Origin of the sequence: Synechococcus sp. HJ21-Hayes, from assembly GCF_024345835.1 — a bacterium.
In the GTDB taxonomy this organism is placed as follows: Bacteria; Cyanobacteriota; Cyanobacteriia; order PCC-6307; family Cyanobiaceae; genus Vulcanococcus.
Window position 1 is genome coordinate 1 of record NZ_JAGQBW010000017.1, and the last position, 19,737, is coordinate 19,737.

The 19,737-nt window shown below is 65.2% G+C and carries 25 protein-coding genes; 11 read left to right on the forward strand and 14 right to left on the reverse strand.

Going from position 1 to position 19,737, the window contains the following annotated elements; translation table 11 throughout:
- Positions 1-122 precede the first annotated feature (122 nt).
- Entirely contained in the window at positions 123-323 is a 201-nt protein-coding gene (locus tag KBZ14_RS15955; RefSeq protein WP_399211273.1) for a ribbon-helix-helix domain-containing protein, read from the reverse strand.
- 340 nt (positions 324-663) lie between these two features.
- Here KBZ14_RS15955 and KBZ14_RS12510 point away from each other — a divergent pair, with 340 nt between their 5' ends.
- A complete protein-coding gene (locus tag KBZ14_RS12510; protein ID WP_255118677.1) occupies positions 664-1,956 on the forward strand; it encodes a site-specific integrase in 1,293 nt (430 codons plus the stop codon).
- An 18-nt stretch (positions 1,957-1,974) separates the two neighbouring features.
- Here KBZ14_RS12510 and KBZ14_RS12515 read toward each other — a convergent pair whose 3' ends face one another.
- The 12 genes from KBZ14_RS12515 to KBZ14_RS12570 form a co-directional block, all read right to left on the reverse strand.
- Complete coding sequence (locus KBZ14_RS12515; RefSeq protein ID WP_255118678.1) at positions 1,975-2,796, reverse strand: hypothetical protein; 822 nt, start codon at positions 2,794-2,796, stop codon at positions 1,975-1,977.
- A gap of 145 nt (positions 2,797-2,941) precedes the next feature.
- Positions 2,942-3,178 (reverse strand): helix-turn-helix domain-containing protein, encoded by a 237-nt coding sequence (locus KBZ14_RS12520; protein ID WP_255117491.1) that lies wholly within the window; start codon positions 3,176-3,178, stop codon positions 2,942-2,944.
- Positions 3,178-3,930: a KilA-N domain-containing protein gene (locus tag KBZ14_RS12525; protein ID WP_255118679.1), complete on the reverse strand. Its 753-nt coding sequence runs from the start codon at positions 3,928-3,930 to the stop codon at positions 3,178-3,180. The genes KBZ14_RS12520 and KBZ14_RS12525 overlap by 1 nt, the downstream gene beginning before the upstream one ends.
- Positions 3,931-4,267: 337 nt before the next feature.
- Complete coding sequence (locus KBZ14_RS12530; RefSeq protein ID WP_255118680.1) at positions 4,268-4,849, reverse strand: hypothetical protein; 582 nt, start codon at positions 4,847-4,849, stop codon at positions 4,268-4,270.
- Complete coding sequence (locus KBZ14_RS12535; protein ID WP_255118681.1) at positions 4,842-5,078, reverse strand: hypothetical protein; 237 nt, start codon at positions 5,076-5,078, stop codon at positions 4,842-4,844. The genes KBZ14_RS12530 and KBZ14_RS12535 overlap by 8 nt, the downstream gene beginning before the upstream one ends.
- Positions 5,075-5,800 (reverse strand): hypothetical protein, encoded by a 726-nt coding sequence (locus KBZ14_RS12540; RefSeq protein WP_255118682.1) that lies wholly within the window; start codon positions 5,798-5,800, stop codon positions 5,075-5,077. Before KBZ14_RS12540 ends, KBZ14_RS12535 begins: the two co-directional genes overlap by 4 nt.
- Positions 5,801-5,925: 125 nt before the next feature.
- Positions 5,926-6,627 (reverse strand): helix-turn-helix domain-containing protein, encoded by a 702-nt coding sequence (locus tag KBZ14_RS12545; RefSeq protein ID WP_488657342.1) that lies wholly within the window; start codon positions 6,625-6,627, stop codon positions 5,926-5,928.
- Positions 6,628-6,670: 43 nt separating this feature from the next.
- The gene (locus KBZ14_RS12550; RefSeq protein WP_255118684.1) at positions 6,671-6,850 is read right to left on the reverse strand and encodes a hypothetical protein; all 180 of its coding nucleotides are present in this window, start codon (positions 6,848-6,850) and stop codon (positions 6,671-6,673) included.
- On the reverse strand, positions 6,847-7,224 hold the full coding sequence (locus KBZ14_RS12555) for a VRR-NUC domain-containing protein (RefSeq protein WP_255118685.1): 378 nt from the start codon (positions 7,222-7,224) through the stop codon (positions 6,847-6,849). Before KBZ14_RS12555 ends, KBZ14_RS12550 begins: the two co-directional genes overlap by 4 nt.
- A gap of 39 nt (positions 7,225-7,263) precedes the next feature.
- Positions 7,264-7,533, reverse strand: coding sequence for a Txe/YoeB family addiction module toxin (locus KBZ14_RS12560; protein WP_255118686.1), 270 nt, complete (start codon positions 7,531-7,533; stop codon positions 7,264-7,266).
- The gene (locus KBZ14_RS12565; RefSeq protein WP_255118687.1) at positions 7,530-7,772 is read right to left on the reverse strand and encodes a type II toxin-antitoxin system Phd/YefM family antitoxin; all 243 of its coding nucleotides are present in this window, start codon (positions 7,770-7,772) and stop codon (positions 7,530-7,532) included. The genes KBZ14_RS12560 and KBZ14_RS12565 overlap by 4 nt, the downstream gene beginning before the upstream one ends.
- A 21-nt stretch (positions 7,773-7,793) precedes the next feature.
- A complete protein-coding gene (locus KBZ14_RS12570; protein ID WP_255118688.1) occupies positions 7,794-9,245 on the reverse strand; it encodes a DEAD/DEAH box helicase in 1,452 nt (483 codons plus the stop codon).
- A gap of 105 nt (positions 9,246-9,350) precedes the next feature.
- On the opposite strand from KBZ14_RS12570, the gene KBZ14_RS12575 reads away from it, so the two are divergent.
- The 7 genes from KBZ14_RS12575 (at position 9,351) to KBZ14_RS12605 (ending at position 16,340) form a co-directional block, all read left to right on the forward strand.
- Complete coding sequence (locus KBZ14_RS12575) at positions 9,351-9,554, forward strand: hypothetical protein (RefSeq protein ID WP_255118689.1); 204 nt, start codon at positions 9,351-9,353, stop codon at positions 9,552-9,554.
- Positions 9,555-9,564: 10 nt separating this feature from the next.
- Entirely contained in the window at positions 9,565-12,192 is a 2,628-nt protein-coding gene (locus KBZ14_RS12580) for a primase-helicase zinc-binding domain-containing protein (RefSeq protein WP_255118690.1), read from the forward strand.
- Between the two features lie 287 nt (positions 12,193-12,479).
- Positions 12,480-13,172, forward strand: coding sequence for a hypothetical protein (locus tag KBZ14_RS12585; protein WP_255118691.1), 693 nt, complete (start codon positions 12,480-12,482; stop codon positions 13,170-13,172).
- Positions 13,173-13,276: 104 nt separating this feature from the next.
- The gene (locus KBZ14_RS12590; protein WP_255118692.1) at positions 13,277-13,651 is read left to right on the forward strand and encodes a hypothetical protein; all 375 of its coding nucleotides are present in this window, start codon (positions 13,277-13,279) and stop codon (positions 13,649-13,651) included.
- A 4-nt stretch (positions 13,652-13,655) separates the two neighbouring features.
- Positions 13,656-14,192 carry a hypothetical protein gene (locus KBZ14_RS12595; RefSeq protein WP_255118693.1) on the forward strand — a complete coding sequence of 179 codons (537 nt, stop codon included), beginning with the start codon at positions 13,656-13,658 and terminating at the stop codon, positions 14,190-14,192.
- Positions 14,192-15,802 carry a phage terminase large subunit family protein gene (locus tag KBZ14_RS12600; RefSeq protein ID WP_255118694.1) on the forward strand — a complete coding sequence of 537 codons (1,611 nt, stop codon included), beginning with the start codon at positions 14,192-14,194 and terminating at the stop codon, positions 15,800-15,802. Before KBZ14_RS12595 ends, KBZ14_RS12600 begins: the two co-directional genes overlap by 1 nt.
- Positions 15,803-15,908: 106 nt before the next feature.
- Positions 15,909-16,340, forward strand: coding sequence for a sigma factor (locus tag KBZ14_RS12605; protein WP_255118695.1), 432 nt, complete (start codon positions 15,909-15,911; stop codon positions 16,338-16,340).
- Between the two features lie 83 nt (positions 16,341-16,423).
- On the opposite strand, the gene KBZ14_RS12610 is transcribed toward KBZ14_RS12605, so the two are convergent.
- A complete protein-coding gene (locus KBZ14_RS12610) occupies positions 16,424-16,663 on the reverse strand; it encodes a hypothetical protein (protein WP_255118696.1) in 240 nt (79 codons plus the stop codon).
- 596 nt (positions 16,664-17,259) lie between these two features.
- Here KBZ14_RS12610 and KBZ14_RS12615 point away from each other — a divergent pair.
- The 3 genes from KBZ14_RS12615 to KBZ14_RS12625 are packed head-to-tail and all read left to right on the forward strand — an operon-like array spanning position 17,260 to position 19,718.
- Positions 17,260-18,597, forward strand: a complete 1,338-nt coding sequence (locus tag KBZ14_RS12615) for a DUF4055 domain-containing protein (RefSeq protein ID WP_255118697.1) — start codon at positions 17,260-17,262, stop codon at positions 18,595-18,597.
- Positions 18,594-19,121, forward strand: a complete 528-nt coding sequence (locus KBZ14_RS12620) for a hypothetical protein (protein WP_255118698.1) — start codon at positions 18,594-18,596, stop codon at positions 19,119-19,121. Before KBZ14_RS12615 ends, KBZ14_RS12620 begins: the two co-directional genes overlap by 4 nt.
- Before the next feature lie 3 nt (positions 19,122-19,124).
- Complete coding sequence (locus KBZ14_RS12625) at positions 19,125-19,718, forward strand: hypothetical protein (protein WP_255118699.1); 594 nt, start codon at positions 19,125-19,127, stop codon at positions 19,716-19,718.
- The last annotated feature ends 19 nt before the right edge of the window (positions 19,719-19,737 follow it).

Consider the following 19,737-nt stretch of genomic DNA (forward strand, 5'->3'; position numbering starts at 1 on the left):
CTTTTTGGCCGTCGTCAGCTCGTAGTCCGAGAAGCCGAGCTGCTTGCCACCCATCAATCCAGTCCTGGCCTGTGATCACAGCACCATTGTCCCGTGGATCGCTGGGGTTTTCCAGAGCTTCCCTAGCCGTTGTTCTCCACCTCCAACAGGTGAGCAATGAGGTTGGACAAACTGCGGCCCTCCTCGTCCGCCCTTCGCTGGAGCTTCTGATGGAGTTGCCAGGACATCGTGGTTGTGACGCGTTGGGGGCGTCGTTGCATGACGGCGCCTGCGAATTGCTTGGAGGGTGACGGCGGCGTTTGCCGTGCATAAAACGTGGTCATCGGTCTGCCAACTCAGATCGGTCACGGGGTCGGCCGTTGACGCGGCGCGGCCCCACGACACGACGTTACGCCGCTAAACGCAGCGAAAACACGCCCTCCTTGCGTGCCCCCTTGCGTTCAAAGCTGCCCGAATAAGCCCAGAAAGCTTGCTGGAACTGGCTTAAGGCATGCCTTCTAAGCAGCCGGTCGATGGTTCGAATCCATCAGGGGGCGTTTCAGTCAGGGCCTGCTTTCTCGGCCCAAAAGCCTTTCTGACACTGGCTTTTGGGCTGACAGGCTTTGCCGGCTTCTGCTCGCCCGTGCCAGGCTGTGAGAAGGACCTTCTCACATACCTTCTCACATGCCAGCGGTCCCGGAATGGGATGTTCTGCTCCGCGGCGGCGTCCTGCGGGCCCTTGGCCAGAGGGGCTGCCGCAGTGGCTGGACGGTGTCGAATTTCAGGGGACGTGCCCGGCTTCACATCACGGCTCGCGCCGGGGACGGGCATCGCAAGCAGTTGCTCCTGCCGTACCCCTGGGAGTCGGACCAACTCGAAGCCATCCGAGACGGCGTGGTGACGGTCTACGAGGCCTTCCAAAACGGGGCCCCTCTCGAGCTTTCCATCGCCGAGCTGAGTACAGCGAAGGCTGAGGCTGAGGCCAGGCGCCATGCAGAAGCCATGGCCAGCCAGCCCTCAAACCCGCAGCAGAGAGTTCCATCTCCAGCAACAGCCAGCCGCCCTATCTCGATTGACTGGGCCGGCCTGATCCGCCGCTACCAGCAGCACAAGCTGCGCAGCGGTGAAATCAAGGAAACGACCTGGGAACGGCTCTACAAGCCGCGAATGGCGCTGGTTCTCAAGACAGCGAAAGGGCCACCGGCTGCCCGCGATGCAACCCAACTGCTGGAAGCGCAAGCTGATCTGTGGAGTCAGCGCCCTGGATGTCGCACCAGAAGACTGCAAATCCAGTACACCGCTGCTCTGCTCCGTTGGGCGGCCAGCCAGAAGCTGCTTCCAGCCCAATGGGCTCCGCCACCTGACCTCTCAACAATCATCGGCCGATCACGGGAGAGCCGAGCGGTCACGACGCCAATCGCCGTGCCAGACATCCTGGCGATGGTGCAGGCCATCCCGGACCCGCGCTGGCGGTTTGCCTTTCAACTGCTCTGCGCCTTTGGTCTGCGACCCGAAGAGCTGCAGCATCTGCAGCTTCGCCAGGGACGGCTCTGGTGCACGTATGAGAAGGTTGCCTCTCGCGGCAAAACCAAGCCCAGGCCCCTGCGACTGCTGCCCTGTGACCAATGGGCCACGGAATGGCGACTCCTCGAAACCTTTGATCCGGCAAAGCTCCCGCCCATGCGAGCTGGCTTCGGCTCGGATTCCTTCAGTCGCTACCTGCTGCGGAGAGACCACTGGCAAAGCCTGCGCCAGCAGTACGAAACCCAGGGAGAAAAGCTGGTGCTCTATTCCTGCCGGCACGGTTACGCCCACCGGGCCCACGTGATCTGTGACCTGCCGCCCAAGGTGGTTGCCGCCGCAATGGGTCACAGCGTTCAAACCCATTTGGCGGCCTACAGCCGTTGGTGCGGGGATGACGTGGTGGATGACGCCTTCAGCAAAGCGGCCCAACGGCTCAGTGGCATGACGTCGTGAGCCTGCTGCTGTGCAGCGCTACTGCTCACCGGTTGGCTTGATGTAACCAGTGTCGATCAGAAAGGCCCGCAAGGCTTCCGGGAAAGAGCTGTAGACGATTTCCCGGCCCAGGCATTTGCCGTTGTCATCCAGGTCGCCCTTGCACTCCTTCAACCCCCAGTCTGAGGAGTCGTAGCGCTGGGTCATGCGATCCCAGCCGTCATACAGCTCGCCCACCAGCGCCTTGTTGGCGACGTAACCGGCCAGAAACCCATTGGGTGATTCAGGGTTCTTCTGTTGGAACCATTCGGCCATGCGCTGCAGGTTGCGGCGATGAAGTGGTTTGAACTCAGGCCGATGGGACACATCCACAAAGGCATCGCCCTGCAGCTGCCAGATGCGGGCAGGTGCGGTGCTGCAGGCGTAGCAGGCAAAGCGATAGAGGAACCGGTTGTCGACATCGACGATCAGGAAGCGGCCATTCCGCAACGGGTCCTCTGCTGGTGAATCGCCCCCGTCGAAGGGCCCGAGTGTCACCTCTCGCCAGGTCTGCCCGCTGCGATCGCTGGTGAGCACCTGGATCTGATTGCAGCAGTGCGCACCTCCGGTGAAGGACGAGAGCAGTACTTCGGGGTAGGGGTTCTCCGGATCCATTTCTGCGATCTGAACCACCGCAGCTGGACTGCCACCCCATTTCTCGGCGCCAACGAGCCGGCCGACCTCGTTGCCATTCACACGAACGACAGCCACCGGCTGGAGCACATTCGATCCGGACTCGTTAATCCGCCGCTGCTGCTGCGCGTTGACCTCCACGGCGCCACTGCGTAACGAACCGCTCATGCGGTTGTTCTGGTAGTCCATCTTCAGGACCTGGGCGACAGCCGGACTGCCGCAGATGGCACCCACTCCGATCAGTACGGCAATCAAACGAGCTCGCAGAGACACCAGGCAAAAGGCAGGCTGCTCTTCCGAACCGTAGGAAGAGCGGCCGCGCCTGCAACCCCGCTCACTGCTTGAGATGGCGGCGGCTCCAGCCGGTGATCGAGGCCTCGATGTTCTCCCCATGCCACTGCAGGGGACCTTTGCCTTCGGTGCAGCCCCAGCGGCGGAAGTGCTTGCCGGGTTGGAGCACCCCGCGCAGCCGCAGCTGACGCAGGGTTTCGCGGCTGATGCCGAGCAGCTCACAGGCCTCAGCTGTGCTGATCCAGACCCGCTGGCGGGTGGTCGTGACCTGGGTTTCCATCAGCTCCCCGCCAGCTGCGCGCAGCAGCGCTGGAGCGTGTCGACCAACCAGCTGCGGCGGTAGCTCTTGACCTGGCGCGGGGCCCCGTCAACAAACTGTTGGCGACACGGGGGTTCTTCACCGAACTCCTCGCGGTAAGCCCTGGCCACGAGCTTGCCGGCGGCGCAGAACTGGCTGCGCGGAAGCGCTTGCTGGAACACCTCCAGCCAGGCATCTCCCAAGGTGAGCTCCTCGTCAGTCGGCGCACCGGGCAGCAACCCAGCACTGGCGGTGAGCACGTTGCTGCGGACGATGTCTTTGAAAAGAAGCTGGTCGCGCTGATCCAGGCCGCCCAACCGCTCAAACAGATCGATGCTGCGCTCCACCAGGGCGATCACGTCGGCTTCCCGGATCCGAGCTAGAGGTGTTTCCACTGGAGTCGATTGAGCCTGCTGGACGCTCTCCAGGAACCAGCCATCCATCCACACCGCGAAAGGCGCGCTTATCCAGCGGGCCAGGTCGACAGCGACCTGGGGATGAACCCAGGTGCCGCCGCCCTGGCCTTGGCGGGACTCGATCAGGTCAAACATCCGAATTCCGGAGGTTTCAGCGAGGGCCTCCAGATAGGTCTGGCAGCGGTCGCTTTCCCGGTACTTCGACCACTGCTTGTTGTTGGCCTTGCACATGGCCGTGGCATTGACATAGCCATCGGTGATGCGACGGGAGATCGGTGTGCCGTTCCAGGAACGGGAGACCAGAGCGGGGTGACTCATCGAAACGACAGGTGGTGCAGCTGGATAGGACGACGTGGTTGTGGTGTTCATCGGTCTGAATGCGGCGCGATGAGCTGAGCTCCTCTGGCGGCGACGCCGGCGTCAGAGGGAAAGGCAGTGCTGGTACTGAGCGGCGACAATCGCGGTGGCACGGGGCCTGCAAGCACAAGCAGCAGGGTGCTCAGCTGAAAGAGCAGCCCCAGCAGGAGCAGCAGGCGCAGGGAGGCGAGACTGCTGGCCGTGACGGCGACGGTGGCGGGCCGGCGAGTCCGGCAGAAAGCCGGCAGCTGGGGATGGCGACCACCTCCCCGGCTGCTGGTGACGTGAGGCGAGCCCATCAGAAGGCGGCCTCGTCATCGTCATCAACGGCCCAACCGGATCCGTTGCCCGCACCCGTCGTATAGCCCTCGACCTCCTCAAACCCGTCAGTGGGATCGACCTGCTCGAAGGGCACGAACTCGACCACCTGAACGGCGCGAGGCTGGAAGGTCATGCCGCAGCCGTTCTCCCCGTCCCAGTCGTAGATGTCGAAGGCGACGATCACCTTCGAGCCGTTGCCGATGGCGGCCCCATCCCAGGGCTGTTTCCTGGCATCGACGATGCGGGGGCCGTCAGAGAGGGAGCCATCGCGCCGCTGGAACTGTGGCACCTTGAACCGCACCACGGTGATCTCGGTCGGCTTCTCCTTGTCGGGCTTCCAGGGGAAGCCCTTTTCGGCGCGGCGCTTGCGGCTGCCGTGGAGGGCGATGAACTGATCTTCCATCGCCAGCAGGAAGGACTGGGCCTGCTCATCGCTATTGGGGAGCAGCAAGTCGGCCGTCCAGGCCTTGGGCTTGCTCTTGTCAAGCTGGTGTCGGGGGGTGATCAGGTGGGCCCAGCACACTTCGGCAAGGGGCGTACGAAAGATGTCCTTAGCCATGGGTTGAATCGGGGTGAATGGTGGAAATGGGCTGTTGATCGAAGGGAGGCAGGGGTGGTAAACCAAAGCGCTCACGCAGCAGGTGGTGCACCGCTCCACTGGCCGAGAGGTTGTGGTGCTCCATCACCTCTCGGACGCGCAGATACACGTCGGTGCGCACCTGGGTCTGGATGAAGTGGCGACCGGCCTGGGAGCGGGGCTGCTCGCCGTAGCGACGAAGTCCTTTCATGGCTCTGCCGGCGCCGCGGCGCCATCGAGGCCTTGCTCTTCCCACTCCTCAAGGAAGTGATCGATGAAGGCGGCGTGCTGGTGCTGGGTGATGCGATCGCCGATCGAGCGGGCATTGCGCGGCACCCGGAAGTGCTCGCGGAAGGCCCTGGTCAGCTGCTGACGCGCTGCCTGGGGCAGGGCGAGGATTCGTTGGTGGGTGGCCTCGATCTCCTGGGGCATGAGCGGCTCCAATGCGACATCAAGATCAGCCGCTGGAGCGGACTCCTCATGCGAGGCAGGCGAGGACTGAGCCGCATCGACAGCAATAGGCACATCCGCTAGCTCAGCCTTGAGCCGACCACGAGGCTCGCTAGGCCAAGCCTGCTTGGCCAAAGGAATGCCCAGCAGCATAGCCAGCATCCAACCAGCGGCCTGCAGCAGATCGTCGACCTCGTCGGCCCACTCCTCGCTGGTGACCTCAGCGCCGCCAGCGTGCATCACGGTGACCCGGAGCTTGTGGCGGCCGCGGATCTCGACCAGCTGTGCGCTGAACGCTATGCCGGAGGAGAAAGCTGGCCTAGCTGCATCGACCACGGCAGCCAGATCAAGTGATGGAACGGCCTGCACCTGTTCCTGGAAGGAGGCCAGGGCGGCAGTGAGCGCACGCTCGGCGCTGCCCTTTTCGCCGAGAAGCTCGAGAGCATCGGGTGGCACGCCTGCGTGCGCGGGGGATTGCGTCATGGCAAATGAGAGCCGGGCTTGTGCCCGCTGGCCTGAGCTTAGCGGCTAGCTGACGCGAGGTGCAACCCCTGCCTTCCTCGCGTTCATCCGGGTTGACTTGGTCGTCGCCTGCCGGAGCGGAGCGATCATGTGCCCAGCGCCTTTTGCTCCCAGGTGCCGATCCACTGCTCGGGAAGGAAGTCCTCGCCATCCACCCAGAGCTGGGCCAGCTCAACCGAGCTGTAGTCGTCGATGGCCAGCACTTCCGAAAAACGCTTCTGGTGCTCCTTGGGTGCACCCTTGACCAGCTGCTCCAGGCCCTGGGTGACGTCCAGGCCAGCTTCCTTAATTACGCGCCGCACCTGCTGGCGCCACTTATGGCAAAGCTCCTCAGCCCGCTTGGATGTGAGTGTGGGCGCCGGTGCGCTCTGATAGGTCTGGGGCACCGGCACATAGCCGATGTAGCAGCTCCAGAAGTCGACGGCATCCCAGAGCTTGCCGTCATCCCCGCGCAGGGGCTCGGCGTCTTTCAACTGCTCCTTCAGGCGCTGGCTTTTCACCCCGGCGAGCTTGCTCCCCGCGTCATCGAGACGGCGGTTGATCTCTTCGAGCTGGAAGAACGCCTTCTGCCGCAGCTCGCCGGCTTTGCCCTGCTCGATCACCGAAAGGTTGCCGTAAGAGATCACCTCGAACTCGGCCTCGGCGCCCCACTCGCAGGCGGTGTATTGGGTCCAGCCGTTACGGCGTCGCCAATTGAGCAGCATCTTCCCAAACGCTCGGCGCGACTCGTCCTGCCAGTCCAGGACGGCCTGGTAGGAACGCTTGACGGGTTTCTTTTCTTGTGCCATAGCCCGATCCTAGAGTTTGCTTGGCACAGCTAGCCATAGCTTGTTACAGCTTGGCGTGCTTGTCCCTGCAGGCATCGGACTCGGCCAGGAGCTGTTTGACCTGCTGGCCGCTGAGGATGCGCCCGCTCTGGGCCTGGAACTGCAGGGCGAGTGTGTAGGGATGAAGACCTGGATGGCGGCGGGCCAGGGCCTGCAGCTGCCGGCGCAGCTCGGGCCGTTTCATGCCGCCTCCCTGTCTTTCGCAACCAGGCCCAGGACCGCCTGGGCCTGCTGAATGGAGCGGCAGACCGCTGCCACGCCACCTAGCTGCTGCACCAAGCGCAAAAACGCCTGCTGTTCAGGGCTGACCACACCCTGGGGCGCCTTGATCTCCAGGGCGACGAACTGGGCAATGCGCTGGCCCACCATTTCTGGCGTCACCACCACGGAGCGCAGGCCGATCAGGTCGCTGCTGCCCTTGCACAGCCCAAAGCGCACGAAGCGGCCCTGCTGGTCAACCAGGGCACCGGTGTTGTTGCGCCAGAGCCGCACCGGCCCCCGGCCGCAGACCAGGCGGATGCGCTGCTGGATCTCGTGTTCGCTCGGAGAGGAGGCCATACCTCCTGTTGCCGGGCTGGTTGTCAGTGAACGGCGCGCCTACTCGTAGTGCGTCCAGAGGCGCAGCACCTTCACGATCCGCTCCTCCTCCAGAACCTGGTAGACGAGCCGGTGCTGGATGTTGATGCGCCGTGAGCAGGCTCCGCGCAGCTCCCCGACGAGGGCTTCATAGGGCGGTGGCTGCTGATAGGGGTCAACGGCCAAGAGATCCAGCAGGGCCTGGGCTTTCTGCTTGAGCGCCGGAGAAGCCGAGGCGAGCTTGCGGGCGTCCTTCTGGGCCTGCTTGGTGAAGAGAACCGTCCAGCTCACCAGCCCGGTTCGCCGCTCAGCTCAGAAGTATCCGTGGCCATGCCTTCCAGGATTGATTCGCGCATGCCTGGGATCGAGACCAGATGCAGGGTCTCCTGGATGGCGCGCCAGTCGTCTTCCGAGAGCAGGACGGCATTACCCCGCTTGCCGGTGATCTGCACTGGCTCGTGGGACTGCCCCACCTCGTCGATCAGGGCATAGAGCCGCTTGCGGGCTTCTGTGGCTGACACGGTTGTCATGGCATGGCTCTCGCCCGTACGTTAAAGCGTACTGCCGTTTGCCTTGTTGTGCTGCCTTGCAGCCCAGACGTGGTGGGCCCAGCCGGGTTTGTAGCCGCGTTCCTGCTCGCGCTGCAGCAGCTCCTCGAAGGTGCGGCAGCCTGCGGCCGGGTGCGTGCGGCGCGGCCGCTGCTGTTGCTGCTTGGGCTTGGGCCGGTGGTGGGCTGCACCCGTGACTTCCACCAGTTCGCCCTCAACCTGCTGGAGCCCGCGCCTCTGCTCATCGCGTTCCTCGCTCAGGAACAGATGGCCGCAGTCGGGGCAGACCTGTGCGGCACTGGGGCAGCTGCAGAAGCAGACCGGGCAGTCCTTGATCGGAATCGAGACGGCCTCCCGGCGGCGACGGCCAGCCAGGTTCCACGCGCGCTCATCGGTGGGCAGGCCATGGCGATGGGCATTGCCGACGTGATCGAGGATCACCGCCTCCTGCTTGCCCGGTGCGGGACGCAGGGCCCGGCCGACCATCTGCAGGTAGAGCGACAAGGACGCAGTTGGGCGCATCAGGATCGCGCCGCCCACTGAGGGGATGTCGGTGCCCTCGGAAATGATCATGCAACTGGTGAGCACCTCCACCTCCCCGGTGCCGAGCCCGGCGATCAAGCGTTTGCGCTCCTCGGCTGACGTGCCACCGCTCACTGACGCGGCCCGGATCCCCGCAGCGCGGAAGGCGCCAGCCATCTGCTCGGCGTGCTCGACCGTGCAGCAAAAGCAGATGGCCGTGCCGGGGTGCAGCCGGCGCAGGTAGTGGGAGACCGCATCACCGATCGCGGCCCGGTCCCCAAAGGCGCGCGCCGCCAACTCCAGGTCGTACTCGCCCATCCGCTGGTGGAGTTCGGGACCATGCCCCTTGCTGTTTCTGGCTCCAGGCCAGGAGAACACCTTGGGCCGGGCCAGCCAGCCCTGCTCCACCAGCCAGGCCGCTGATGGACCGAGCACCAGGGCCTCGAAAAAGCCGCCGGCCTCAACGCCCAACCCTTTGCCATCGAGGCGTTCGGGCGTGGCGGTCTTGCCGATCAGCTGCGCCTCTGGCCAGGTGTTGATGATCCGGCCCCAGACGTTGCCGGCCACCAGGTGATGGGCCTCGTCCTGAATGATCAGATCCGGCGCTGACAGCTGCCCCAGCCGCCGGGCCACGGTCTGTACCGAGCCAACTGCCAACTGCCGGCCCTGCAGCCGGTGGCCGGGGGCGATCTCATCGGGCTCCAGCCCCCAGGCCCGAACGGTGCCCGTGAGCTGCTCGATCAGCTCGGCCCGGTGGGCCAGCACCAGCACCTTTCTGCCCTTGCGGGCAGCGCCCTGCACGATGGCGCCGATGGTCTGGCCTTTGCCCGCGCCGGTGGGCATGACGGCGCAGACCCGCCGATGGGCCTTGAGGGCCGCGCGGAGATCGGCCAGCAACTGCAGCTGGTAGTCACGCAGAACGATTGACGGCATTGGCACCAGCTCGAGCGGGACGACTGCTAGCCGCTCGCCTTCTATGACTCAGGCTAGCGAGGCATGGCCAAAGCTATTAGGCTGCAGATCACGAGCAATGGCCTGATGCCTGACTACGCCCTGCCGGTGAGTGTCTCGATCACCCAGCAGCAACTCGCCTGGCTGGATGCCCGCAGGCGGCACGGCTCCCTCAGTCGCTCGGCGGCACTGCGGCAGGTGCTGGATGCCGCCATGGACCGCGAACTCCTGCTGGACAGACCGGATCGGGCATCACCGAATCCCACCGCGACCTCAACAGCGAGCAGGTGAGCCGGAACCCATGGCCTTTGATGCCATTACCGCGGCCCGGGGCCGCTGGCCAGAGATCCTGGCTGCCCTGGCGGGACTGAGCGGTGAGCAGCTCAGCAATCGTCATCAGCCCTGCCCGCTCTGCGGCGGGACGGATCGCTACCGCTTTGACGACAAGGACGGCAGCGGCTCCTGGTTCTGCAATCAGTGCGGCGGCAAGGACCAGTGCGGCGGCGCTGGCTCCGGCATCGACCTGCTGATGCGCCGGCAGGGCTGGAGCTTTGTGGAGGCCGCCCGGCAGGTGGAGGCCTTCCTTGGCCTGGTGCCTGATCACCAGGACACCCGTGCCGGCAGGGCCACCAGCCGAAACGGCAAGCCCTGGCGGATGCCCGAGAAGCCTCCCGCCGATGCCCAGCCACCGCCGTTGAACCGCGGGGCCACCGCCCAGTGGGCCTACCGCAATGGAGCAGGGGAAGTGCTGTTCTGGATCCAGCGGATCCGAGTGCGCAGCGGCGGCAAAGCCTTCCTGCATCGCGTCTGGCTTGATGGGGACTGGCATCGCCCCAGCCGCCGCGACGCCTTCAGCTGCGACTGGCCCTCTCCCAGGCCGCTCTACGGACTCCCGGATCTGCTGCAGCGCCCCAACGCTCCGGTGCTGGTGGTGGAAGGGGAGGGCACCGCCGATGCGGCCGCGCGCCTGTTTCCGCAGCACGTGGTGCTCACTTGGGCTAACGGCTCCAAGGCGCTCGCCAAGGCGGACTGGACGCCGCTAGCCGGCCGCAAAGTGACGCTCTGGCCCGATGCCGATGCCGCGGGCCTGGAGGCCATGCAGAGCCTGGTCGCCCTGCTGCACCCGCTCGACTGCCAGCTGCAATTGGTGGCCCTACCGGCAGATCTGCCCCAAGGCTGGGACCTGGCCGATGCCGACTGGACACCCCGGCAGGCTGCCCGGCAGCTGGCGAACGCAGCCCAGCCATGGAGCCCCGCTGACGCGGGTGCTGATGGCGATGACGCTGGTGCTCAGCCAGTAACAGCGCCTGCTGCAGCACCAAGCCCGGGCACGCCTTTTCAGTGCCTTGGCTACGACGCAGACGCGAACTTCTATCAACCCGGCAGCACCGGTCAGGTGATCCGCCTGCCCCGGGGTTGCCACACCGCCACCCACCTGGTGGCCCTGGCACCACTGGAGTACTGGGAGAGCCTCTACCCGAGCCGGACCGGTGTGAACTGGCCGGCAGCAGCCAGTGATCTGCACAAGAGCTCCGCCGCGATGGGGATCTTTGCGGTGGAGCGCATTCGCGGCCGCGGGGCCTGGTGGGACGAGGGCCGCACCGTGCTGCACCTCGGTGATCGCCTCATCACCCCCGAGGGGGAGCACCCGATCACCAAACCCTTCCGCTCGCGGCACATCTACCAACGCCTCAAACGTCTGGAGGGGCCCTGCGGCGTTGAGCCCCTGAGCGTGCAGGAGGCGGCCGTGATCGTGGGCATCGCCAACCGCTTTCGCTGGGAGGTGCCCGCGTCCGGCACCCTGCTGCTGGGCTGGGTGGTGCTGGCACCGATCTGCGGTGCCCTGCGCTGGCGCCCCCATCTCTGGCTCACCGCCGGCGCCGGCTCAGGCAAGAGCCAGATCCTCGATCGCTTCGTGGCGCCACTACTCGGTGATCTGAGCCTGGTGGTGGTGGGCGCCACCACAGAAGCCGGTCTGCGCCAGACCATCTGCTGCGACGCCGTGCCTGTGGTCTTCGATGAGGCGGAGAGCAACGAGAAGGGCGACCAGCAACGCATGCAGGCGATCCTGTCGCTGGCGCGGGTGGCCAGCAGCGAGAGCAGCGCCGAGATGCTCAAGGGGTCCCCCAGCGGTGATGTGAGCCGCTACCGGGTGCGCTCGATGTTCCTGATGTCATCGATCGCCACGGCCCTCAAGCAGGGCGCTGACAAAAGCCGCTTCGCACAGCTGACCCTGCGCAGCCCAACCGAGATGGGCAAGGAGGAGCGGGAGGTGCATTGGCAGAGCCTCGATCGCGATCTCGAACGCCACATCACCCCGGAGCTGGCGCGGCGGTTGATCGCCCGCACCGTCTCGCTGATCCCGGTGATCCGCCAGTCGGTGGTGGTCTTTTCCGCTGCGGCGGCACGGCACTTCGACTCTCAGCGCCTCGGCGATCAGTACGGGACCTTGATGGCCGGTGCCTGGTCGCTGCTCAGTGATGCGGTGCCCACCGAGGAGGAGGCGGAGCACTGCATCGCCTGCCACGACTGGGAGAGCTATAGCCAGAGCACCGAAGTGCCGGATGAGGCCCGCTGCATTCAGACGATCCTGCAGCGCCAGGTGCGGGTGGAGACCGACGACAAACCCGTCACCCGCACGATCGGCGAGCTGGTGGAGCTGGCGGCTTGCCACAGCAGTTGCATCGACGTGAGCCCGGGTTTGGCAGCCCAGACCCTCGGGCGCCATGGCCTGCGGGTGGATCAGGACCGGCTGCTGGTGAGCAACACCGCCAAGGCGATCGAGCAGTTTCTTGCTGATACCGCCTGGCAGAACAGTTGGCCCGTGGTGCTGCTGCGCCTGGCCGGTGCGCAACGGGCCGGACCGGTGCGCTTCTGTGGCGCCGGCATGGTCAGCCGTGCGGTCGCCATTCCCCTGGGCGAGCTGTAACGAGAAGCCGTCACAAACGGGCCAGACATAACAGCAGCGGTAACGCCCAGATCACCTGCCCCGCAATCGATTTGGGCCGCTGTAACGATGTAACGCTCCAGGGATCCGATAGAGCCCCCTATGAATTCAACGGCACATGCACACCCTCCGAATCAGCCCCTGCTGCTTGCCAAAGCCTCTATCTCTGAAAAAGGGTTACAGCGTTACAGCCACCCCTAGAAGCTCCTGCCGGCAAGCCCTCTCGGCTGTGACGCCCATCGTCACAGCGCGTCACACCTGAAACGGTCATGGTCACCACCACCTCCACCTGGCTTGATCCCATCCCCGGCCTCTGGCGGGATGAGGAGGCCCATCGCTACTGGCTGGGCGATCACCTGTTTCCGGTATCAATCACCGGTGTGCTGGCCCATGGCCTCAGCGAGACCGCCAAACGGGCGATCGAGGCCAAGCGGCCGATCTGGGAGCCGCGCGGCACCACGGTGCATGCCGCTCTGGAGCACTACAGCCAGGCCCGCTTCCTGGTGGGCAAGAGCGCCCGTGAGGCCCTGCTGGACGCCGAGACCATGCCAGGCCATCACCAGTACCGGGACTGGATCCTGCCGCTGCTGCAGCTGCCGCTCTGGGATGAGGTGCAGGTGATCGCCAGCGAACGGCTCACCTGCTGCCTCACCCGCAACGTGGCTGGTGCCTTCGATGGGGGGTATGTCTCAGCGGCGCTAAGCGAGCGCCATGGCCAGCCGGTGCGGGTGCTCTACGACCTCAAGACCCTCTCGGCCCACGGCCGGCCCTATTCCACCGCCGCCCAGCTGGGCGGATACATGGTGCTCGAGGCCGCCCAGGGGAACCACTACGAGCTGGGACAGACGATCTGGAGCAAGCCCGGCGAGGCGTTCACCAGCACCTTTTACAGCCGCGAGCAGTGCCTGGCGTCCTGGGCTGCGGCCTGGAGCCGTTACTGCCTGAGCCACCGCCCCTTCTGATCACTCAGGCACCCGCGAGGCAGGCCAAAGAGTTGGCTTGCAATGCAGAGCCACTAGATTGAGCAGGCTCGGAATTGCCCGGGTCAATGATCTCGTGCTCTCTGATGGCGGACCTCCTGCTCGCTGCTGCTCCATCGGCATCCCCCGCAGATGCGGCTGATCTCGATGCCCTGCTGGATGCCGTTACCGCGATCAAGGCCCGGCAGAAGGAGCTGGAGCAGCAACTGGAGCCCCTGCTGGAGGCCCTTAACGCGGCGATGGCCGCCGGCCAGCTGGATCCAGCCTTCTCCCACAACGACTGGGCCTTTGCCCACAGCCCCGGGCGGCTGAGCTACGACTTCCCGCCGGTGGTGCAACAGATCGAGCAGCAGCTCAAGGCCGCCAAGGACAGCGCGATCCAGCAGGGCAATGCCACTGAAAAGCGCGGCAAACCCTTCTGGACCATCCGTGCCCCCAAGACGCCGGCACTGCCGTTCTGAGCCCATGGCGCAGCACTCCCGCCAGCACAGCGCCGCTGATCCGGTGGAAGAGCTGCGCTCTGCAGCCAGCGCAGAAGACGACAACGGCCAGCCGCTGTATGAGCCGACCGACCCCGCCCGACCGATCGGGCATTCCAACCCCCCGCGCCGCACGAGGGGACTGCTCATGCAGCCACCCCCTCGGCCCACGCGGCTGGAGGTGGAGCGCCGCATTGCTGAGGCGCAGTTGTGGATTGCCCAGCGCATTCCGCTGGCACTGATCGCCGAAAAAGCTCGTGAAAGCTGGGGGGTCAAGAACACCCAGACGATCAATCGCTACCTCAACCTGGCCCGTGAGCGGATGGTGGAGGAGCTGATCTCCGACCGGCGCCGCCACCAGGCCGAGCAGATCTTTGCCCTCAACGACTGTGCCCGCCGCGCCATGGACGCTGAGCAGTTCTCCGCGGCGGTGGGTGCCTTCCGGGTGATCGCCGAGATCGGCGGACTGTTGCGGGCACCGATCAAACCACCCCAGCCCCATGGGGGCGGGGCCAGAAGTTGATGGCTGGCCTGCTTCTCGATCCGGCCAGCGACCGCTGGGCCGACTGGGGTCTACTGGATGTCGCCGATCCTGACCGCCAAAAGAACGGACCCCAGGCCCAGCAGGCCTTCCGGGATTTCATCGTGGCCGCTTATCCCGGCTACGCCTTCCACACCTGGGCCGAACGCCTGATCGCCCTGCTGCAGCGCGTGGCCGATGGGGAGCTCAACCGCCTGATCGTCTGCTGCCCCCCGCGGCTGGGCAAGTCGCTCCTGGTGTCGAAGCTGTTCCCGGCCTACTGGGTGAGCCGCTACCCCACGCGCTTCTGCGCCATCGCCTCCTATTCGGCCGAGCTGGCCTATGCCCATAGCCGTGAGGCACGGCACTACTACCGCGCGGTCGGCCACCCCCTCTCAAAGGACTCCACTGCCGTGGGCAACTGGCTCACCCCTGATCGCGGCGGTTGCATCGCCGCTGGTGTGCGCGGGCCGTTTACCGGCAAGGGCTACGCGCTTGGGATCATCGATGACCCCTACAAGGGTCCAGAAGACGCCAACTCCGCCGGCCAACGCCAGAAGCTGATCGAGTGGTTCCAGTCCGTCTGGCTCACCCGCGCTGAACCCGGGGTGAATGGAAGTGCTGGGGCGGCGCAGGTGGTGGTGCTGACTCGCTGGCATCAGGACGACCTGATCGGCTGGCTGCTGGAGCAGGAGAGCGGCAATGCCCCGCAGCGCTGGCAGGTGCTGAACCTGCCAGCCATTGCTGAACCGACACAGCAGCAGATCAAGTTCCCAGCCACCTGCACCATCGAGCCGGACTGGCGCCAGCCCGGCGAGCCGCTCTGCCCAGAACGGTTCCCTCTTGGGGAGCTGGAGCAGATCCGCATCCGCGCCGGCAGTTACTGGTGGAACGCGCTGTATCAGCAGCGGCCGTCGCCGGCAGAGGGTCTGCTGTTCCAACGCGCCTGGATCCGCACCACAGCGAGGCCGCCTGCCCTTATCGGCCGGTCCTTTGCCGCGGTGGTGCTGAGCTGCGACTTGAGCTTCAAGGGGGGAGCGGAGAACGACTACTGCGGCTTCTGCCTCCTCGGCCTGCTGCCTGATCAGGAGGCCCGCCACCCGGCGGCCCAGGCCAAGGCACGGGGTGAGCAGCTCCACCCCAGCGCCGCCCGGGTGCGCTCACCGGCCGACCCGCAAGAAGGCGTTGTCCACCGGATCGAGGTGATCTGGAGCCAGCACCACCGCCTCGACCTGCCGGGGGTGGTCAACTTCCTCGTCCAGACCCTGGGGTCGCTGGACCAGGGTCTTAGTCCTGATGGGGTGCTGATCGAGGACGCCGCCAATGGCCCAGCCGTCTGCCAGCTGTTGCAGCGCCAGATCCCTGGGCTGATTGCCGTGCGGCCCACCGGTAGCAAGGTGAGCCGCGCCCATGCCGTGGCCCCGCTGCTGGAAGCCGGCCAGCTGGCTTTTCGCAGCGGTAACGAGGCCCTAATCAGCGAACTGCTGGGTTTTCCCAACGGAGCCCATGACGACCTGGCGGATGCCTTCTGCCAGGGCGTGATCTGGCTGCAGACCCAGCACTGGCGCAGCCAGGGCAAGGCCACGCCCCGCCCCCTGCTGTTCTCCCGCTGAAGGACATCACCCCCCATTTCTGATGAGCCCGACACCACACGCCCACCGCCCTAGGCCCCAGCAGGCCACCGCTCGCGTGACGACATCAGGTCGTTCCCGAAGCCCGTTGCGCTCGCCTCATGCTGCTGCTGATGCCTTGGTGGTGGAGCACCTGCCCTTCGCCGCCAAGGTGGCAGCCAACTACGCCCGCCGCACTGGTCACCCCAAGGAAGACCTGGAGCAGCTGGCGGCAATCGGGCTGATCAAAGCCTCACGCCGCTACGACATCCACCGCCCGGGCCGCAGCCCCAACCACTTCATCGCCTACGCCAGGCCGTTCGTGAATGGCGAGATCACGCACTACCTGCGCGACAAGGGGTTCTTGATTTCAGTGCCAGGCCGCTGGCGGGAGCTGCATGCGCGTGGACAGAAGTTACTGCGGGAGGGTGTCCCGACTGATCACATCCCCCAACAGCTGGGCCTGAGTGGCCAACGGTGGGCTGAGATTTCTGCGGCCTGTGCGGTGCGGGTGATTGCTATTGCTAACTTGGCTGAATAAAGCCCGCGAGAACAGCTCGGTAGGCGAACTTGCGTCCACTGCTCATTGCGGAAGCCGGAAAAGCTTATCGCGGAATAATCAGGCTAGGGACGCCCTTTTCCAAATAAATAACCGAGCGCAGCAGTGACGATGGGGGCAATGTATTTCCATATTTCTGTCACATCACTCGTGCCCGCATTCGACTTGAGGAGCAAGACTCCGCTCACTAATCCTCCAATCGCAAGGCCGCCTAGCACTGCCAGGCCAGCAATATTGCTAGGCGCAGAGTCGCCTGTGCCAAAAAGTCTTCCAAGCTGACCGGCATCAAGCTTTTTCTCATCCATCCTCTGCTGCCAATCATCTGTCGGCTGCGTATACGTAGCGCTACGGTTTTGAGAAGACTCAGTTAGGCTCACTGGCCATCCTCCCTTGTTCCATCACTCAGGAGCAAATTGACCGCATGTTGGAACATGCAACCGCAACGTGAGCACCCAACTAGAACGACGGGAATCGAGGGGCCGCCAATTCGCACCACACTTGGATCATTCTGAAGGACGATAAGGCTCTCGCCGACGATTTGGAATTGATTTCCGCCGCACCTAGGGCAGGGTAATGTCGCGCTTTCGCGCGTCAGCGAATCTGAGATCAGCTGAAAGCGTTTCTGGTCCATTGAAAGATTCATCCTCCTAAAGCGTTCCTGTTTCTTCGCTGGTCTCCAAAGTGGCATAGAAGAAGGCGATAGCTTGCCCGTGTTTTCGTGAAGATGGCCGCAAACATTTCTAGCCTAGGGCCGAATAGTTGACGAGTAAACCTCTGTGTAGGCCCGACAGCCAAATGCTGCTGGCAGCGCTGATGCCCTCCGGCAATAGCGATCAGTCATTAAGCCAAGTTGCCCTCATCAATCTCGAGTTCCTTTAGCTGGCCTCTGGATCCAACCCTGATGGCCCTGCTCCCGCGCCTGGACTTGGTCCAAGACTGCTGGGACCTCCTCGCCGGCCGCAAGGAGCACTACCTCCCCCGCGGTGAACGAGAACCTGAAACCGCCTACCGACGCCGGTTGGAGGCGGCTCTGCCCTCAGGGTTCTTCCGCGATGCCCTGCGCACCTTCGCGGGGATGCTGGCCTCCAGCCACTGGCGTGAGCTGCCGGCCTCGCTGCAGGCGGTGATCAGTGATGTGGATGGACGCGGCACCGACCTGGGTGTGTTCCTCGAGCGCGCCGACGTGCTGGTGCTCCGCGATGGTGCAGCACTGATTGGCGTGCTGCCACCGCAGCACCTCTGGCCCAGCGAGGGCGACCGCCAGCAGGCGCTGCGCCGTGGCGATCGCCTCTCCCTGCCGCGTCTTGCTCTGCTGGAGCGCCGCGACGTCCTGAACTGGCACTTGCCCGGACCCCAGTCCCTACCTGATGCGGTCAGCTTTCGGCTGCCCAACCCCAAGGCCCAGGACGAGCCCCTGGACCCGGATCGACCCCAGCATCCATGGCTCTACGGCTCCGTTGCGCTTGATGGCGAGGGGATGAGCGTGGAAACCATCGAGCTGGTGGCAGACCCGCAGGCCCCATCTGGCTGGCGACCGCAACGCACGGGGTTGCAGCACTACCGCGGCATCGGCCAGCTGCCCCTGATCTGGTACGCCAGTGATGGCGCCGCTTTTGGCGAGGGTGACCTGCCGCACCTTGGCCTGGCTCATCAGTACCTCAATCACTTCCGCTGCCAGAGCGACTACCAGGAGCTGCTGTACCGAACAGCTCTGCCGGTGGGTGTGCGTACAGGGGTCGTGGGCCCGATGGGGAGCGGCACCAGCGAGCCGGTCGTGCTGGGGCCCAACAGCGTGATCGATCTGCCCGATGGGGCCAGCTTCCAGTTCGTGGAGATCCAGGCCCGCTCCTTGGCCGAGCACCGCGCCTGGCTGGAATCCCTCGACCAGGGCATGCGCCGTGACGCCCTGATCCCATCCGGCGCCCAGGGGGCTCCACGCACCGCCACCGAAATTTCCCTGGCGGCCTCGCAGGCCTATGCGCTGCTGCAGAGCCAGGCGATCCAGAAGGCCTCGATGTTCTCCTCTCTGCTGCAGCACTGGTGCGCGATCACCGGAGAACCAGTTCCCGTGCAGGAGGGCCCGGCGCTGCTGGTGGAGATCAGCCCTCTGGCACCGGCGCCTAAGCCGCAACCCACCGTTGCCGAAATGCTGCAGCTGCATGAGCGCGGCATCGTGAGCGAGCAGGCCCTGCGGCAATGGCTGGGGGATCTGGCCGGTGTGGCACCGGCTTCTGCATGACCATCAGCAGCAAAGTGCCCAGCGCGCCAGGTGGTGCGACGTGGCAACCGCAAGACCAGGAGGCCATCCGCCAGTGTCTGGCGCTGCCCGCCACCGTTCCCTGTCTGGATGCCATCGGGCGGGCGATGGCGGATCTGCTGCGCCAACACCCGGCTGGTGTGCTGAGCGCCCGCGCCCTGCTGGATGCGGTGGCCCTAATCGATCAGCAACTCCTGGACGGTGACATCGAGCGGGAGCAGGCGATCCAGAAGCGCAGCCACTCGGGGCCGATCGCCGGCTCGGTCGCCGCGGCTGGTGATGCACCCCTGCAGAAAGCCGACGTGATCGAGTACGACACGGCGCTCCTGCGTGAGGAGAGCGAGACCACCTACGCCAACCCCAGTTCGTCCGCCATGGGACTGCTACGTCAGCGGCGTCGCTATGCCGACCAGCTGCTGTTGCTGTTGCCCTCCCTCAGCAGCTGGGTGCAATTCACCGCCCAGGCCACAGGGCAGCTGGGCACAACGCCGATGCTGCGGGGTTGAGCGATGACCACAAGCCCCAGACGTTTCACCAGCAACCAACATCCACGGACAGCCGGGTCCTGGCCAGCTACGCCCCTGCAGCCGTTTGCCAATGCACGCCTGCTGCTGGCGGAGAACGCCATCCCCGGTGACACCACCTCTGCTGTGGTGGCGGCGCATGTGTTCGAGTGCTTTCTGGTGCGCGCCAACTACATCTCCGCCAAGGAGAACGGCCCTGGGGTCGACACCGGCGACTTCACCTACAGCGGCATGATCTGCCGGGCCACTCGCCTGCCGCCTCACCCTGGCGCCATCTGGCTCAGCAGCACCTTGAGCTGGCAGCAGAACGGCCGCCGCGTTGCCAGCGGTGGCGGCGTCGCACCGGGAGGTGCGCTCAGCAGCACCGTGGTGGCCCCCTGCGAGGGACTGATCTGGCTGGGGGATCTCAGCTTGCTCAACGCTGCGGGCGCTGCTGATGTGGATCCCTACGCCCAGCACACCGCCTTTGTGGTGCTGGAGTTCGGCGCCGATTACGGCTCCGGCGGCATCGGTTTCCTGGTGCAGCCGCTGATCGGCGAGCGGGTGTTCGGGACCCTCAAGCCGAATCGAGTCGTCTGATTCCTGCCTCGGCAACAGG